General features: G+C 54.6%; 13 protein-coding genes. All 13 read right to left on the bottom strand.

Translation table 11 applies throughout. From position 1 onward, the window contains the following. Positions 1-52 precede the first annotated feature (52 nt). Entirely contained in the window at positions 53-757 is a 705-nt protein-coding gene (locus AC4G46_RS01175; RefSeq protein ID WP_491126319.1) for a hypothetical protein, read from the bottom strand. Beyond that, positions 757-1,668, bottom strand: coding sequence for a sugar phosphate isomerase/epimerase family protein (locus AC4G46_RS01170; protein WP_491128761.1), 912 nt, complete (start codon positions 1,666-1,668; stop codon positions 757-759). The genes AC4G46_RS01175 and AC4G46_RS01170 overlap by 1 nt, the downstream gene beginning before the upstream one ends. An 87-nt stretch (positions 1,669-1,755) precedes the next feature. After that, a complete protein-coding gene (locus AC4G46_RS01165) occupies positions 1,756-2,628 on the bottom strand; it encodes a carbohydrate ABC transporter permease (protein WP_491126318.1) in 873 nt (290 codons plus the stop codon). 24 nt (positions 2,629-2,652) lie between these two features. Next, positions 2,653-3,555 carry an ABC transporter permease gene (locus AC4G46_RS01160; protein WP_491126317.1) on the bottom strand — a complete coding sequence of 301 codons (903 nt, stop codon included), beginning with the start codon at positions 3,553-3,555 and terminating at the stop codon, positions 2,653-2,655. Positions 3,556-3,639: 84 nt separating this feature from the next. Then, on the bottom strand, positions 3,640-5,247 hold the full coding sequence (locus AC4G46_RS01155; protein ID WP_491126316.1) for an extracellular solute-binding protein: 1,608 nt from the start codon (positions 5,245-5,247) through the stop codon (positions 3,640-3,642). A gap of 432 nt (positions 5,248-5,679) precedes the next feature. Then, positions 5,680-7,929, bottom strand: a complete 2,250-nt coding sequence (locus tag AC4G46_RS01150) for a helix-turn-helix domain-containing protein (protein ID WP_491126315.1) — start codon at positions 7,927-7,929, stop codon at positions 5,680-5,682. 746 nt (positions 7,930-8,675) lie between these two features. Beyond that, a complete protein-coding gene (gene iolE / locus AC4G46_RS01145; protein WP_491126314.1) occupies positions 8,676-9,572 on the bottom strand; it encodes a myo-inosose-2 dehydratase in 897 nt (298 codons plus the stop codon). A gap of 77 nt (positions 9,573-9,649) precedes the next feature. Further along, positions 9,650-11,617: a 3D-(3,5/4)-trihydroxycyclohexane-1,2-dione acylhydrolase (decyclizing) gene (iolD, locus tag AC4G46_RS01140; RefSeq protein WP_491126313.1), complete on the bottom strand. Its 1,968-nt coding sequence runs from the start codon at positions 11,615-11,617 to the stop codon at positions 9,650-9,652. A 24-nt stretch (positions 11,618-11,641) separates the two neighbouring features. After that, the gene (locus AC4G46_RS01135; RefSeq protein WP_491126312.1) at positions 11,642-13,102 is read right to left on the bottom strand and encodes a CoA-acylating methylmalonate-semialdehyde dehydrogenase; all 1,461 of its coding nucleotides are present in this window, start codon (positions 13,100-13,102) and stop codon (positions 11,642-11,644) included. 89 nt (positions 13,103-13,191) lie between these two features. Then, positions 13,192-14,199 (bottom strand): 5-dehydro-2-deoxygluconokinase, encoded by a 1,008-nt coding sequence (gene iolC, locus AC4G46_RS01130; RefSeq protein ID WP_491126311.1) that lies wholly within the window; start codon positions 14,197-14,199, stop codon positions 13,192-13,194. Positions 14,200-14,731: 532 nt separating this feature from the next. Beyond that, positions 14,732-15,742 carry a LacI family DNA-binding transcriptional regulator gene (locus AC4G46_RS01125; RefSeq protein ID WP_491126310.1) on the bottom strand — a complete coding sequence of 337 codons (1,011 nt, stop codon included), beginning with the start codon at positions 15,740-15,742 and terminating at the stop codon, positions 14,732-14,734. A gap of 241 nt (positions 15,743-15,983) precedes the next feature. After that, positions 15,984-16,817, bottom strand: coding sequence for a 5-deoxy-glucuronate isomerase (gene iolB, locus AC4G46_RS01120; RefSeq protein ID WP_491126309.1), 834 nt, complete (start codon positions 16,815-16,817; stop codon positions 15,984-15,986). Between the two features lie 37 nt (positions 16,818-16,854). Next, complete coding sequence (gene iolG, locus AC4G46_RS01115; RefSeq protein WP_491126308.1) at positions 16,855-17,901, bottom strand: inositol 2-dehydrogenase; 1,047 nt, start codon at positions 17,899-17,901, stop codon at positions 16,855-16,857. Between the last annotated feature and the right edge of the window lie 449 nt (positions 17,902-18,350).

Raw genomic sequence — 18,350 nt, 5'->3', positions numbered from 1 at the left:
TCATTCCTCCATGATAGGCATTTAACATTCCGCAACGCCGGCGGCGCCGGTATTACAGCTGCTCCAGCTCTTTCCGGACACGTTCCGGTATTTCCGCAAACAGCTTGTTCCACGAAACGAACAGCTCCTCCCGGTCATTATACTCCCAGTTTTCGTAGTCTAAGGAAGGAGTAAACCGGCAGGTCTGCAAATAATCATGTACCTTCTGATCCATTCCTTCGTCCGAAGCCAGCAGGCCGCGGAAGCAGTCACCGAAGATCAGCCCGTCCGCCCCTGCCGCCTCCTGCGTACAAGCGGCGAAACCCGGCAGCAGCTCAAACACCTCAGACAGCGGTGAAAGGGCATGTTTGCCGGGCTGCACATACAGGCTGGCGCGTGTACCGCTCAGATTGGCCCGGCCGCGCACCAGCCCTTTCAGATATTTGCCGTGAAAGCTGGCTTCGACGTCCGCAACCTCACCGTTACTGCCGATATACACCCATACATGCTCCAGATCGTACAGATGCTGAATATCGTAATCATAATAAATAGCGTATTCTATGACAGCCGCAACATCCGGCCGGCTCACCTTAAGCCTGCGCCGGAAGGAAGGGGAAGCCCCGTCCTCCCGCAGTACCGTCACGCCGAAACGGACGGGGTAAAAAGGCTCGTTCCGGTCAAACAGCAGACGCGGAGCATAGGCGGCCGCCAGTCTGCGGTCTTCCGGGCTTAACTCACCGTCTTCATTACGCGAATGACGTTCTTCTGCATTCTGCATCAGAGCGCCCCCCGTTCCGCCAGCTTGGCCGTAAGCAGACGGTGGCTCTCATGAATATCCTCCGGCAGGCAGGCCGCCTTCAGCTCATATACTTTCACCTGTGCCCGCTCAATCATCGGCAGATAAGCATCATAGAAATGCATATCCCCGCTGTTCACATAGGGGCACCAGTGATCCGAGAGCCCGATGGTCTCATGGATATGGACGCCGACAATGTCATTCATCAGTCCGTCCATTTCCCCCACACTGTCATAGAGCCCCAGCCGGTCCATCATTATCGCATGTCCGGTATCATACCAGATGCCGACGGGCGCGCCCTTCAGCGCCCGGATAATTCTTTTGGCCTCAGCCAGCGTCGGAATCTGCTGCGGCCGGGAGCGTGTCTCGATGCCGAAGCGGATGCCGCTCAGCCCCTTGGCGGCCGCTTTATCGCATACTTCGTACAGGCTCTCGGTAATCGTCCGCACATATCCGGCACTGTAGGTCTCCCGCCGCTCCAGCAGCTCCGCCCATTTGCTGCGGAAGGCGCGGGAATCCTTGCCCTCTCCGCTGTAGAGCTGCTCCAGCTCCTTGGCAATATCATTCGGGAAGGGAACCTCCCCGGGATGGACAACTACAGCCTCACCGCCGTAGCGCTGAGCATACTCTGCAGAGCGGACCAGCAGGTCGATGGCCCGCTGCCGTTTCTCCTTATCCTCGAAGCCGAGCAGCACGGAATCCGTACCGTAATCAGGGTCCGGAACATGAGGGAAGGTGTTGTGAACACTGGAAATGCCGATCTCCCCCCGCTCAATCATCGGCTCGATCGTCCCCAGCATCTCTTCAGTCACATTATAGTTCAGCTCCACCCTGCGGAAGCCGAGCCCGAGGATTTCCCTCAGCAGCCCGTCTCCTGTCGTGTGGCGCTTCATATTCCAGCAGGTTGAGAATGAAAATGCTCCTTTGTCGTCCAAAACTGCGTTCTCCTTTCCTGTTCTGCACGAATATAACCAGCTGCATTAACCTTTAACGGCACCCAGCATAACGCCGCTGACAAAATACTTCTGCAGCCACGGATAGACCAGCAGAATCGGCACCGTTGCAAATATAACCGTCGCGGCTTTCAGACTCTCCGGTGTCAGCCTTGTGCGGCTGGCACCTTCCATTAGCGTCAGCTCGGAGACCATATTGTTCTGTACCATCTGGTACAGCTTGAGCTGCAGCGGATACAGCTCCGGACTATTAATGTACATCAGGGCATCCTGGAAACCGTTCCATCTGCCTACCGCATAGAAGAGGGCCAGCGTAGCAAGCACAGGCATGGACAGCGGGAGGACGATACTAGTCAGTGTACGCAAGAAGGAGCTGCCATCGATTTCAGCCGACTCTTCCAAGCTCTGGGGAATATTATTGAAGAAGGAAATAAGGATAATCAGGTTAAATGGACTGACCAGACCAGGCAGAATAAGTGCCCAGGTGGAATCGAGCAGACGCAGGTCGCGCATCAGCAAATATTCAGGAATAATCCCGCCGCTGAAGAACATGGTAATAATGATAATAACCATAAACGTCTTGCGGCCCTTCAGATAACCCTTGGTCAGCGGATAGGCTGCGGCAATGGTAAAGATCATGCACAGCAGGGTTGTCGCTGCCGTCAGCATCACCGTATATCCCAAAGAGCGGATCATTGCATTATCCGAGAACACCTGACCATAAGCATTCCAGTTCAACTCAATCGGAAATATCGTGACTTCACCGGAAGTAATGGCCCGGTTAGAACTTAGAGATACTGCGATAACATGCAAGAACGGAGCCAGACAGAACAACACGAACAAGGCTACACAGGTAACAATGACAATATCAAATATCCGGTTTGAAGTACGTTCACTCATAGTACTCCGCCTCCTTCCTCTTTATCAGATGATGCCGTCGCCGGTCATTTTTTTCGAAATATAGTTGGAGCCTAGAATGAATACCAGTCCGACCACAGCCTGGAACAACCCGACTACGGTAGCCAGGGTGTATTGCCCGGACTCCAGACCGATCCGGTAGACAAAGGTACTCAGCACATCGGAGTATTCACGCACTGCCGTATTCCCGATAACGTACGGGCGGTCAAAGCCGATGCTGACCATTTTGCCCAGGTTGAGGATAAGCAGGGTTACAATCGTCGGCTTGATACTTGGAAGCGTAATATACCAGATCTTTTTCATTCGTGTTGCTCCGTCGACCTCCGCCGCTTCAAACAGCTCTCTGTTTACACCGGTGAGCGCTGCCAGATAGAGAATGGTTCCCCAGCCGGCGCTTTGCCAGACCCCTGTGAAGAGGTAGGTGATCAGCCACGGACCCTTTTCAGTCAGGAAGGGAATCGGGCTAAATCCTAGGCCTTGCAGCACCTCGTTAATCATACCGGACTGGTTGCCGAACAATTGGTAGACAATCCCTCCTATAATGACCCAGGAGATAAAGTGAGGGATATAGAGTATCGTCTGTGAGATTTTTTTGAACCATGCACCCTTAATCTCATACAGCATGATTGCCAGAATGATTGGGGCAGGGAAAGAGACCAGCAAATCCAGGAAATTAAGCATAAATGTATTGCGCAGTGCGGTGTAAAACTCACTCATATTAAAAACTTCACGGAATGCGTCGAACCCGATCCACTCACTGCCGCCGATTCCCTGGAACAAATTGAAATCCTTGAAGGCAATCTGTACACCATACATCGGCCCGTAACGGAAGATAATAAAGTAGATAAGTGGCAGTGAAAGCAGCGCGTACAATTGCCAATACCGCTTCAAGTAGCTCGCTTTACTCAAGTCGGTTCCCTCCTTGGGAAGAAAAACCGGACGGAGCGGCGTACCAGCTCCCTCCGGTTCTCTTTTTATATTTATTTGTGGTGCCTACAGATCCTTCAGTGCCGCTTCCAGTTCCTCTTTCAGCTGTGTTCCGCCAAGGGACATGAAGTCCTTCATTTCCTGCTCGTACACCGCATCGAATTGCTCCGGTGTGGCCATTGCTGTTTTAACGATAATTACGGCCAGCTTGTCATTGAGGGTAGTACCGTACTTGGACTCCGCTTCAATCGGTTTACCGAAGACGATCGGACCAACGGTATCGGTATTGGCGATATCGATGGATTGCTTCAGCATTTCCTGGTTGCGTTCAGGGAAACCGCTGATCCATGCTTTTTCATTCGTTGCCTGGTCGCCGATGTTCTTGCCGTTAGAGATGATCGCCGTGTCGCCGGCGTTGAACAGACGGTCAGCAAATTCTTGGGAGACATCTGCCTTAACTACAGGGATCCCGTCAACCAGATCATAGTTTTCGCCTTCAACCCCGCTGTAGATATCGATCAGATTGTTGTCCGAAGCCATCCAGTCCAGATATTTAATAGCTTCCACAGCACGTTTGCTACTCTTCGGAATCATGATGTACATGCCGTTTGAGGCATAACGTGATTTAATGTGCTTGTTGCCCTCATTTGCATTCGTCAGAACGTCTACGGCAGTCAATTTGCTGCCCTCTACATTTTTGTACAAGTTATCCAGAGTACCTTCATTGTAGAAGATATTGTCCACATCTTCAGACCAGTAGCCGACATTGCCGTTCTGGACATCCTTGGCCAGCTGTGTTTTATCTTCATCCAAGCTGAAGTCTTTACTGATCAGCCCTTCATTGTAGAGCTTGTTCAGGAACTGCATCGCATCCTTGAAGCCCTCATGCAGCGGCAGCTCGTAGCGCTGGCTGTAAGTCAGGTCGCCCTTGATCGGTTTGATGAAGGAATAGATCAGTGTTTCGAACTGGGCCGGAGCGAGCGCCATACCCATCGGGATATTTTGGCTTCCTTTACCGCCCGGGTCCTTCTCTTTAAACGCTTTCAAAGTAGTGTAAAGCTCATCGGTTGTCGTTGGTACCGGCAATCCCAGCTTATCCAGCCAGTCCTGGCGGATGTAGGATGCGTAACGTCCTGTAATCGCCCGCTTGCCCGGAATTGCCATCTGCTGGCCCTCCAGCTGTCCGAACGCCAGTGTATCTTCACCGAGGAATGTTTTCAGAGTCGTTCCATACTGATCCAGCAGCTCGCCGACATCAGTCAGGCCGCCCTGCTGGGCGTAACGGTAGAACACACTGGAATCATAAGTGAACACAATATCTGGCACATCCGTGTTGCTCGCCATCAGTACATTCAGCTTGGTGACTTCCTCAGAGCGCTGCACCGGAACAAATTGAACATCAATGTTGTTCGGGTCGCCGAACCGTTCCTGTATCAGATTAGATAAGTAGTTGTTTGTAATCGTATAAGGCTCAGGACTGTTGCCGCGGTCAAAAATCTCCACTTTAAGCGTAACACGTTCTTTGCTGCCCCCGTCGGTGGCTGTGCCTCCGTTTGACGATGTGTTTGCGTTTGAATCAGAGGAACAGCCGGCCAGCAGGGACATCCCCATTACTGCGCTCAATCCGATCCCGAGTGCCTTCTTCAGAACTTTCTGGTTTGCATTCACTGTCATTGTGCCATCTCCTTCGCCTCTGCAGGCTATAATGGTGACTTAATGAAACTTTATGAATCCCCCAACCTCACATCTTAACTCCCGTCTTGCCTTTCTTCGGAAAAGAATGCTTTTTACGCTTATGCCGCCTTACTGCCTGGCCGCTTAACGTTCCGGGATGACCACAGTATTCCACACTTTCCTGAGGTCTGACAATAAACCTGTTTCGGATCGCAAAAACACCTGAAATTCGGACTTCCGGTTTATCGGACCAACCATTTTCGTATGATAAACCGCTTTCAAAAGGGCAAAATAAAGACCGTATCCCTGTCTGGACGCCCATTTCAGAGGCATTCAGACAGATGATACGGCTGATTGCAGATGGATGTATTCAGCTGCTCCGCCTGCAGGCAGTGCCTGTTACTTCATTCCGGTCCGGTACAGGTTCACCTGTTAGGCTTTGCCCGATTCCCGGCGTTTAAGCTGGCGGTAATCTCCCGGTGTAATGCCGGCAACCCGTTTGAATACTCTCCCAAATGTAATCGCATTGGCATAGCCAACCTGAAGCGCGATATCCTGCAGCGGAAAATCAGTTTCTGCCAGCAGCTGTTCAGCCTCTTTCATCCGCAGCTCTGTTACGAAGTCCACGAACTTCATTTTAAATTCGGTTTTGAACAGATAGCTGGCATATTTGCCAGACACCTGAAACCGGTCGCTCAGATGCTTCAATGAGAGATCAGGATTAGTAAAATTCTCCTCAATATAATTTTTCATCTCGGTGACCATCGCCCGGTAGCTCTTGGTTTCACTGGCCGAAACATACGTACGGAACAGATCGGTTAGATACTCCAGTAAAAGATTTTTCATCTCATCCAGCGACTCGGCTTCTTCAAGCCCTTTTAGCCGGATAGAAGCTGTCTCCGCCGACAGCTCATCCTGCAGCTCCTCTGACATCACGGCTACCTCACGGCTAAGCATCTGCAGCATCGCCTGAATTAGGGAACGGATATCATCATCCTGGAGGAAATTTTGCTCAAATGCCTCAAAAATCCGCTCCAGCTGCTCCCGCCATTGGCCGCTCGACATCCGGAACTGCTTGACGAACTCTGCAATCATCTGCAGGTAAGTATAAGTCTCCAGCAGCGGCTGGCGTGCCTCCCCGTATTCAGCCAGGGCGACATCCTCATTCCTTAGCAGCTTATGCTGCATGACATGCTCGGCCGCGGCATAGGATTCCCGGATGGTACCCGGACCGGCTGCCGCCGGGCCGATGCCGAAGCTGAGCGAGATCCGCAGGTTCTGCTCCACCCATGAGCGGCAATCCTCCGCAAAAACGCGGATCCGCTCGGTCATTTCCTCATCGCTGCCGGTCGCCAGAAACAATACCGCTACCCGCCGTGTTCCGACCCACTCTGCCCAGGCCTGCAGCTCGGCGTTACGCGCAAGCTCCTGAAACACATTCATCAGGGCGAACTTGAGTGTATTCTGATCCCCCCGGGTATAACGCTCCTCAAAAACCCGCTCGTAGCGGTTGATTTCACTGAGCACCACTGTAAAACGGGAGGAGGCGTCAGCACCCGTAAGCGGGGACAGCTCCTCCATCCGCCCGATGACATCATCCAGCCGCTCACTGTGCAAGAGATCTGTGAACAGCTTGCTGCGCTGCAGCAGCAGGTTTTCCCGGCTTTTGCGGTCATAGTCGGTCATATGGTTGATCAGATCCTCCAGCACCCCGTCAATGAGCATCATTTCGTCGGGCCTGTCTTTCGACTGATCCATCTGCCGGATCTGATGGCCTTCAATGCGGTTCATAATCACCTGAATCGGTTTATAGTTGCGCCGGGTCACATAGACCAGGTAAAAGATTGCACAAATCACTGTTCCGATGGCAATTGCCACCCACAGATACGAAATGACCGACACCCAGCCGAACAGATTCCCCGCCTTAATTCCGCTTGCAAAGGTCCAGCCGAGCCGTTTCAGATGGAGCGTATTCAGCTGCTTGCCGCTTGCCGCCCCCTCATGGTCTGAATGTGCCTGGTAGACAGCCTTGCCGTCGCCGTCCAGAATCGTCACAAAAGAAAGCTGCTGATTGACCATGCTGTCAACAAGCTGCTCAATCCCGCTCATTTTTACATTAATAACCAGTACTCCCTCAGAGCCGAAAGGCAGCGGCATCGCTTTATTAATAGTAAGCACACGTATCGGAGTACGCTGTACCAGTTCCGTTTTGTAGGTGCGGACAGGCTGCCAGCCTTCCGGCAGCGGGCCGGAGGTGACCTCTCTGATCCAGTCCTCGTCTACAAAGCCGGAGAGATCCTTTAATCCAGTTTCTGTTAAAACGCTTTCATTAATCTTGTCATACAGATAGACAGACTGAATGTAGGAGGACTCCTGAATGAGGCCGCGCAGACTCTGGGCAACCGCATAGACAGATCCGGTATCCGGCTTGCCGGCGTTATTAAAATACTGCTTGTAGACATCACTGCGCTCCACTGACTCCAGCACGGACAGTTCCACTTCACGGATCGTCTTATCGATATTATCCATGAGGTAGCTGGCTGAGATCCGGTCTGCCTTTTTCGTTTCCATCCGGGAGATATCATTAATAAATACAAAAGAGGCAAAGATCAGAATCGTTACGGTGAGCAGGAAAATAGGAAAATAAGAAAGCAGCAATCGGCGATACCAGGTACGAAACAATAGACAACCTCCTCCACAACCGATAGGATACCAGGCCACAGTCCGGCCGTTCAGGTGCATATGCTGCCCAGAAGGCAGCTGCTTATAATTAGGGCTGTGTCCTTTCAGGGACAGAGCCCGTTTCTGCAGGAAAAAGATGAAACCTTAATAAGGTTAATCAATATAAAGGCTTATGAATCACAGACGAGCCTATGTTCGGATTTCTGCCATTATAGCACATGCTCCCGGGGCCCGGCCAACGGGTAAAATCGGCATTTACTGGATATGTTTTCTTCCCCGCTCTGTATGACAGACACTATAGGAAGAAACCTGGTGCACCCGCAAGATTCCGCTGTGGAGGAGAGCCGGTTAGGGTGACGGAATCAGTGCGGGACGGATAGTTAGGATCTATCTGGATAGATTTGGATAGATTGCAGACAGCCTCGTATGGATTAGAAAGTATGTATGGGAAAGCACAGAAAAGCGGGACTTCAACTGTTTCCGATCACTTCCCGCACAGCAGAAAATCACCCTGACGGGTGATTTCTCGCTGATTCAGTGCTGTAGCCCCAGGTTAGGCGCCGCTAAGGGGATTTTTCCCATTAATGAGGCTTTACAGCCCAGGGTTGGGCGCCATTAAGGGGATTTTTCCCGTTCGTGCGCGCTCTGGGGCACAATCTGCCTATCCGCAGCTATTCTCAATAGCTATTGGAATAAGCAGACAAATTGTGCTCCCTCCCGCCGGCCTTCCGGCAGCAATCGCTGACTTAGAGCCCGCTGGTTTCCCGGATATACTTTCGCGCCTTGATCGCATACTCCAGCGGGTCGGCCAGCGCCGGGTCCTGCTCCGCCTCAACTACGAACCAGCCGGTATAGGATGAATCAGCCAGTTCAGCAAAAATATCGGCGAATTCGATGCAGCCATCCCCGGGAACAGTGAACGCACCCGCTTTTACCGCCTGCAGGAAGCTGAGCTTCCCGGCAATTACACGCTGGACCACATCGGGGCGGATGTCCTTTAAATGAACATGCTTGATCCGCGGGAGATGGGCGCGCAGCACCGCAAGCGGATTTTCTCCCGAGAAGGCCAGATGTCCGGTATCGAACAGCAGAGACACTTCAGCCGGATCCGTGAGCTCCATCAGCCGGTCGATTTCCGCAGCCGTCTGCACACCGGTGCCCATATGGTGATGATAGACGATCGCCATGCCTTTTTCGGCGGCCAGACGGCCCAGCTTGCCCAGGCCTTCGGCTAGCAGCGCCCACTCGTCCTCTGTAAAGACCGGCTTGGCATCGAACAGCGGCGTTTCCATCTGCCCCTGGATGCTCCTGCCCTGCTCGGAGACGACAATGACCTTGGCTCCCATGGCATGCAGAAAATCGCGGTGCGCCACAAAAGCTTCAGCCGTCTCTTCGTACGGCTGCACCGTCAGATGCGCGCTGAACCAGGCGCTGGCAATCTGCAGGCCGCGCAGCCCGAGCGCCCGGTGCAGCACCTCCGGCGAACGCGGATACTTGTTGCCCACCTCGCTGCCCTGAAAACCGGCGAGTGCCATCTCGCTGATGCACTGCTCAAAGGTATTGCCCCCGCCCAGCTCAGGCATATCATCATTGGTCCAGGCAATGGGCGCAATCGCCAGCCGGACCGCCTCTTCTTTGAACATCAATGTTCTTCCCCTTCCATTATGACAGGTATGGCCGGCTCCGGCCGGCGCTTCAGCCCGTTGCAGTTCCGGCAGCGTCAGTAGCTGCGCGCCTTCTCCAGCCCGCTCAATCTCTGGCCGTAGGCCGCCTGCACGCTCTCTTTACCGGATACTTCCGCTACACCGACATGCCACCACGCACCGTATCCGTGGGTCATCGTCTTCGGCAGCACCTTGATGTCGATCAGCGTGGATTTCTCGCTCTTCCTTGCCGCCTCCAGCGCGCTGCGCAGCTGTTCGGCTGTCGCCGCCCGGAAGGTCTCCACCCCGTAACCGGCAGCGCTCGCTGCATAGTCAATCAGCATCAGCTCACCGCTCAGCTGGCCGTCCGCTCCCCGGCGGCGGAATTCCGTCGCCATGCTGTTCAGGCCCTGCTCCATCTGCAGATTGTTGATGCAGCCGAAGCCTGCATTATCCAGCAGGATGACGTTGATCTTCTTGTTCTCCTGCAGGCTGGTCACAAGCTCCGAATGCATCATCTGGTAGCTGCCGTCTCCAACCAGGGCGTATACCTCGCGCTCCGGCTCAGCCAGCTTGATGCCGAGTGCACCGGCAATTTCATAGCCCATACAGGAGAAGCCGTATTCCATATGGTAGGTATCCGGCACAGCGGATTCCCACATCCGCTGCATATCTCCCGGCAGACTGCCTGCCGCTCCGATAGCAATCGCGTCCTGCGGAATGAGCTCATTAATGACGGCAAGCACCTGCGTCTGTGTAAGCGAGGTATTCAGCACCCCGGCATACTCAGGCAGCTTGTCGTCAAGATGACCGGCAATCTCAGGCACAAACGGTTCCGGTTCATCTCCCTGCACAGCTGCAGCCGCACCACCCGGCCGGTATTCAACACCGGCCAGCCGCGCTCTTTCTGCCGCCCATGCCTGCTTTGCCTCCGTGATCTCATCCGTGTAAGCGGAACGATAGCCGCGTTCCTCCAGCGCAGCAGATAGCGCTTTCAGGCCTTCGGCAGCATCGCAGACCACTGCCAGCGCATCCAGCTTGGCTGCATGGTATGGCGACGCGTTAAGCGTCACAAATTCCACGCCGGGATGGGCGAACAGGCTCTTCGAGCCTGTAGTGAAATCGGTGAACCGGGTGCCGGCGCCGATAACCAGATCTGCCTCCGCAGCCAGCGTATTGGCGCAGCCGTTACCGGTAACGCCCAGGCCGCCCAGGTTGTAGACGAAGTCGCTGGCGACAGCGCTTTTGCCCGCTTGCGTTTCCCCGAACGGAATGGCGAACTTCTCCGCGAAATCGCGCAGCGCAGCTCCGGCATCACTGTAGCGGACCCCGCCGCCGCAGACCAGCAGCGGCCGCTGCTTGCTGGCGATCAGCTCGGCCGCCGCAGCAATTTCATCCGGATGCGGCAGCCGGCGGGCAATCTTATGAACCCGTCTGCGGAAGAAGTCAGCCGGATAATCCCAGGCCTCACCCTGCACATCCTGCGGCAGCGCGATTGTCACCGCTCCTGTGTCTGCCTGGTCAGTCAGCACCCGCATCGCGTTCAGCAATGCCGACATCAGCTGCTCCGGCCGATAGATCCGGTCCCAGTATTTGCTTACAGCCTTGAAAGCATCGTTAACCGTAATCGACAGGTTGTACGTGTGCTCCATCTGCTGCAGCACCGGATCGGGCTGACGGGTAGCAAAGGTATCGCCGGGCAGCAGCAGTACGGGAATCTGATTCGCCGTCGCTGTCGCGGCAGCTGTCAGCATATTAGCCGAGCCCGGGCCGACGGAGGCCGTACAGGCCATAATCCGCCGCCGCCGGCTCTGTTTGGCAAAAGCTGTCGCCGCATGCACCATCCCCTGCTCATTACGGCCCTGATACACCTTCAATTCACCCGGGTCCTCCTGCAGCGCCTGTCCCAGACCAAGCACGTTGCCGTGGCCGAAAACAGTAAATACACCTTCTACGAAGCGCTCCGGCCCGTCGCCGAAATCGACATACTGCTCATTCAGAAACTTCACCAGCGCCTGCGCCGTTGTTAATCTGATCCGTTCCACTTAAGTTCCACCCTCCCTCTATCGTTACTGCCAGCGGGCAGTGACAACTTTTTTGCGCGTATAGAATTCAACTCCGTCGGTGCCGTTCGCATGGAGATCGCCGTAGAAGGAATCCTTCCAGCCGGAGAACGGGAAGAAGGCCATCGGAGCCGGTACGCCTACATTGACTCCCAGCATGCCGGACTCGATATTTTCACGGAAGTAGCGGACCTTCCCGCCATCATTGGTAAAGATACAAGCCCCGTTCGCAAAACGCGACGCATTGGCAAGCTCCACCGCATCCTCCACACCTTTGACCCGCACAATGGATAGGACCGGCGCAAAGATTTCTTCCTGCCAGATCCTCATCTCTTTGGTGACTCCGTCAAACACCGTTGGTCCGACAAAATAGCCCTGACCCGCAGCCGCTGCATCCTCCCGCCCGTCTCTGAGCAGCTTCGCGCCTTCGGCTACGCCCTGCTCGATGTAAGCAACCGTTTTGTCCTTATGCCCCTGGCGGATAACCGGTCCCAGGAAGGTGTCCTCCTCCAGCCCGTTTCCGATCGTCATCTTCCCGCACTCGCGCAGCAGGATCGAGATCAGCTCATCAGCCACATCTTCTTGTACAGTGACTACGGAACAGGCCATGCAGCGCTCTCCGGCAGAACCGAAGGCAGCGTTGATAATCTGTGTAGCAGAAGCCTCAAGATCGGCGTCCGCCAGTACAATGGAGTGGTTTTTGGCCCCGGCCAGCGCCTGAACCCGTTTCAGATGCTCTGTTCCTTTTTTATAGACATATTCCGCTACCGGCTGTGATCCGACAAAAGAAATCGCCTTAACGCCAGGGTGCTCCAGCAGGCCGTTAACCACATCATGCGCTCCGTTGACCACATTGAGCACACCTTTTGGCAGCCCCGCTTGTTCCAGCAGTTCCGCCAGACGCGCCGCCAGCAGCGGGGTACGCTCGGACGGCTTCAGCACAAAGGTATTACCGCAGGCAATCGCGAGCGGGAACATCCAGCAGGGAACCATCATCGGAAAATTAAACGGTGTGATCCCGCCGATGACACCGATCGGATAGCGGTACATTCCCGATTCAATTCCGGTTGCAATATCCGGCAGCTGCCGGCCCATCATCAGTGTAGGCGCACCGGCTGCGAATTCGACACACTCGATGCCGCGCTGTACCTCGCCGTAAGCTTCTTTATAGCTTTTTCCGTTTTCCAGCGTAATGGTTTTTGCAAGTTCCTCCCAATTTTCAACCAGCAGCTGCTGATATTTAAAAAGAATCCGCGCCCGCCGCGGCACCGGGGTCTTCGACCAGCCGGCAAAAGCCTCCTCAGCCGCAGCCACCGCCCGGTCCACATCCTCTCTGCCGGACAGCGGAACTCTGGCCAGCTCTTCACCGGAAGCCGGATTGAACACCGGTTCCGTCTGCTCGCTTTTTGCTTCGACCCATTCTCCGCCAATATAGTTTTTCAGCACTTCTACGTTTTGCTGTGCCATTCTTTGTCCACTCCTTCATCTCTGTTGATGTTTGATGCTGCTGATCAATCACTGTATAGAAACCGTTGCATATCTGCTTCTAAGGCTGACTAAGCACCGGAGACCACTTCTTCATTGGTCTGCAGGAAGGCTTCCAGCTCTTCCAGGGTCGGCATAGCATCCGAGCAGCTGTGCCGCGAGATTACAATCGAAGCCGATGCGCTGCCGCGCCGCATAGCTTCACTGACACTGTCGCCCTGCATCAGACTGTGGATGAAAGCCGAGGCGTAGGAGTCGCCTGCGCCGAAGGTTTTCAGCACCTTGGCCGGGAAAATCCCGCTCCGGTGATTAAGCCCGTCTGCCGTATAGGCAATCGAGCCGCTTCCGCCGTGCTTGATTACAACCAGCTTCGCCTGCTGCGAGAACCAGCGGGCCGCCGTCGCTTCGTCATCTGCATCTGTCACATTGTACAGATTCTCCATCATGTTGAATTCCTCGCGGGTACCGATGATGCAGTCGCATTTCTCTGCGGCCAGATTATAGTAGACAGCCGTTTCAGCGGCGGATTTCCAGGTATAAGGGCGATAATCGAGGTCAAAAAAGACCGTTACATTATGCCTGCGGGCAAATTCGAGCGCCAGAAACACCGCTTCGCGGGAAGGGCTCTGTGCCAGTGCGGTGCCGGAGATCAGCAGCGCTTTGGACTGGCGGATGTAATCCTCCGAAATTTCGTCTGTATTCAGCAGCAGGTCAGCAACGTTATCGCGGTACATCAGAATGCTGCATTCCTGCGGACTTTTTATTTCTGTAAAAGCAAGACCCGTCACAGCACCAGTATGATCAACGCATACCTGGCTGTCGTCAATGCCGTCCTTTTGCAGATAGCTCCGGATAAACCGGCCCATCTGGTCATCCGCCAGCTTCCCGATGAAGCCGGTGCGCATGCCCAGCCGCGCCGTTCCGATGATGATATTGGCCGGAGAGCCGCCGACATATTTGGTGAATGTCATGGTCTCTTCCATAGGTCTTCCGGTTTCATTGGCATTGAGGTCAATACAGAGCCGGCCGACGGCGACTAAATCGAGCGGACGGGCGGGATCGAACTGTAGATCGTTCATAGTGACGCCTCCTTGAAAAAGCTTCAGAAGAAATGAATGATAGTAGCTTGGATATAATAGGAGCAGGGTGAGCGGAACAGAATGTTAAGGGTTCATTAGGAACGTTGTTGTTCTTAAAATACCGGTCTGTCAGGGAGGGAAAGGGTAAGCGCTTAACCTAATTTTATAAATAGTATAGGCCAGAATATCGGGTTTGGCAATCCTAAATTTGAAAGCGATCTCAAGTTTCTTGTTAACTCACGCAAGAGCCATGGATTAACAATGTTTTCGCATAAAAAAAGACCCGTCCGCCACCTTCATGGGGAGAACCGGGTCCTGAAACATTTGCACTTGGAGCATTGGTTTTTGGGCATTTGATCTTGGGGCAGTGGGTCTTGAAGCAATGGGTCTTGAAGCAGTTGCTCTCGAAAAACGGAGCTGACTGCAGCAATCTGGTACAGTTCTCCGAAGCAGGTCACCGGCACCGCGCTCTGCAAGAGTGGCCCGGCAGCCGAGCGGACAAACCCGGCTTATAGAAGCCGTTTCTCCTGCCTTACCCGGGCGCCGGCCCGGTTGAATGGCGGATGACCAGCTCCGGCATCAGCATGATTTTGCGTCTGGGGCTGTCGGGATTATCTATGGATTCGTTCAGCAGAATCATCGCCTGCTCGGTCATCTCGCGCAGCGGCTGGGCGATGCTGGTCAGCGTAGGGTGACAGATCTCCGCCAGCATCGTATTGTCGAAGCCGATAACGGATAAGTTGCGGGGAATGGACAGGCCTGCGCTGCGCGCCTCCTTCAGGACACCGATCGCCAGCAGATCGTTGCAGGCAAATATAGCTGTCGGCCGCTGCCCTTCAGCCTGTCCAAGCATAGCCGCAGCCGCCCGGCGGCCGTTATCCAGGGTAGCTGACGTATGCGTAATATTGTCCGGATTGTCAAACGGGACACCGGCATCCCTTAGCGCATCCAGAAAGCCCTCCGCCCGCAGCTTGCTACCCGGCAGATTGTCGGAAATGATGCCAAGCTTCCGGTGGCCCAGGGACAGCAGATACTCTGTCGCCTGATATCCGCCTTTATAGTCATCTACAGTAACGCTGCTGCTCTCCAGGCTGCGGATCTCCGCTGAGAAAAGCACCAGCGGTACCCTGTCAGCCAGCAGGCGGCGGATCATATCCGGCTTCCCCGTGTGGGAGGCGATAATCAGGCCGTCCACTCTTTTTCGCAGCAGCAGCGAGGTATATCGGGCCGCTTTTTCATCATCACGGTCGGTACTGCAGACAATCAGGTCACTGCCCTGCTGCTGGGCGTAGTCCTCGATTCCCCGGGCCGTTTCCGCAAAAAAAGGATTGGCAATATCGGGAATCATCAGCCCGATCGTCCCCGTCCGGCGGCTCGTCAGCGCAGAGGCTACCAGGCTCGGCTGGTAATTAAGCTCCTCCATGACCTGATTTACCTTTTCCCGCGTCTTGTCGCTGATCCTGCCGTTATTATTGAGCACCTTGGACACCGTAGCAATGGAGACTCCGGCTTCCCGCGCCACATCATAAATTGTAGGTTTCATTGTTTAAAACCGCCTTTACGTTCTTGCCGTCTTATACTTCGATTATAGGGAACTCCTCCAAAAGTGTCTATTCGCCGGTATTGTCATTTCACCCTCTGCCGCTGCGCCCCGGTCCGCTGTCTGCTTCAATGCCACTCAGCAATGCTGCGCACTATACGCTGCGCCGTGCCAGCATTATCAGATGCAAAAAAGGAGCCTCCGCCCTGCGGAAGCCCCTTAATACTGCCTCTATCCTACGGGCCTATTCCTCCTGGCCTGCGGGAGTATGCCCGGCCGGTTTGAACAGCCATTCGTGATCGGGATCGTTATGGAATACCCAGGTCCGGACCGGGCCTGCCATCACATTGAGATAATAGGAATCATAGCCCGGCGGTGCTGATACCGGATGGTAGCCTTCCGGAACAAGCACAACGCTGCGGTCGGGCACGGCCATCGTTTCATCGAGGCTGCGGTCGTCGTTGTATACCCGCTGCACCACAAAACCGTGAGCCGGGTTCACCCGGTGATAATACGTCTCCTCCAGGTAAGACTCTGCCGGCAGGTTATTCTTGTCGTGCTTATGCGGCGGATAGCTGGACCAGTTGCCGCCGTCCGTACGCACCTCTACTACCAGCAGACTCTCAGCCTCGCTGCTCTCCGGCAAAATATTGACTACACGGCGTGACATGCTGCCGTAACCGCGGGCTTCGGCTCCCGTATCGGACGGTGCAATCAACCGGGCCGGATACTTGCCCGTGCCCGGGGCGAGACAGACAGCGAGCTCCAATTCTGTCAGAGCCGTCACCTCATAGCGTCCGCCCGCAGGAACATAGACCGCATACGGCGACAGATCCTCGAAGACTGACATGCGCTCTCCTATACCCGTAAACAGCTGGTCATCTGCCTTCACATCCGCTTTTCCGGAGAGCAGCACCAGGCAGACCTCATTGTCTCCGGTATCGCGGCTCAGTGTATCACCTGTCTGCAGCTGATACACTTCAAACCCCACATACTCCCAGCCGGCGCTCTCCTTGCTGACTGCTGTAACAAGCCCGTCCTTGCCGGGTGCGCCAGCCTTGATCAAATAATCAGACATCCTCACAGCTCCCTCCGTGTTCAAGATAAGCCTCTGCTTACAGGGCTTCTATCTCCGGGCGCTCCTCACCGGCACAAACCTTCAGCTTCACCGGAAGCCCGGTCCGGTGCGATTCCAGGGCCGCCTCAGCAATGAGCTGGGCCTGCTGTCCGTCATAGCCGCTGCACACAGCCGGCTCCCGCAGAATGATAGACTGGGCGAATGCGGCAACCTCATCGGTGAATGCCTGGTTGTAACGCTCCAGGAAAAAATGCAGCGGCTGGTCGCGGGTAACCGATGAGGCTGTAGACACCTCAACAGTGGTCGGACGGCAGTTGTCAGCCGTTGCCGCTCCCTGGGAGCCGAACACCTCTACCCGCTGGTCATAGCCGTAGACAGCCTGCCGGCTGTTATCGATCACACAGATCGCGCCGCTGGCGAAAGTAAGCGTAATGACAGCTGTATCCACATCGCTGCAGCGTCCGAACATCGGATCAATCAGATTGGCGCCACGGGTATACACTTCAGCTACTTCCTCACCCATCAGATAACGGGCCATATCAAAATCGTGAATGGTCATATCCATAAACATTCCGCCGGAGGAGAGAACATAGGCTTCGCCGGGCGGCTGCGGATCACGCGAGGTGATCTTCACAATATACGGTCTGCCCAGCTCGCCCGCCTGTACCAGCTGCTTGAGCTTGCGGAAATTAGGGTCCATCCGGCGGTTAAAGCCCACCTGGAGCAGCACGCCGGCTTCCTTGGCAGTCTGCAGCGCCCGGCTTGTTTCTTCCGAGGACATGCTGATCGGCTTCTCACAGAAAATATGCTTTCCGGCCCGCGCCGCCCGCTCAATCCACGAGGCATGCGTGTCTGTCGGTGTGCAGATGAACACAGCGTCGATCTCCGGATCATTTAGAATAGCTTCCCCATCCGTAAAAGCAGCGCCAAGCCCCCGGCTGTCCGCCCAGGCAACCAGTTCCTCGGTCATATAAGCCTCTGAAATAGATTTCAATTTATAAGACGGCATCACACGCAGATTATCGGCATGCAGGCGTCCGATTCTGCCGGCGCCGATAATGCCTACTGTTACTTGATTGACCATGCTCGCTTATCCTCCCTCAAGGTAAGCGCTTAACCTTTCCGAGATCAGTATACTTCAAGCCGCAGCAGGCTACAAGTGTTTTTTGATCTTGTTCTTTATCCGCCTTTTCATCTGCTATATAACGGACCGTAGCGCCGTTTTCACTCGAAAGATCCGTTCCACCCGGCTAACGTAAGGCTATTATTTCCCCAAAAGAACTCTCCCCCCCCAGCTAACGGACCGTAGCGCCGTTATTCATCAAAAAAGGCATCCTAATCCTGGCTAACGGACCACAGCGCCCTTATTCCTTTACCGGCAGCCGCAAACAGGAATAAAATCCGATAATAACGCCTCTGGAGTCCGTTAGATTATGGATAGAGTCCCTTTTGCCGAAATAAGGGCTCCTCGGTCCGTTACCAGCCGATGCATCTTATAAATCCAGTCAAGGCGAGCTGATTCAGTACCGTAAG

The organism is Paenibacillus sp. fava2, assembly GCF_058313675.1.
Note: the sequence above shows the minus strand (reverse complement) of the source record. Positions and strands in the feature narration are given on the sequence as shown.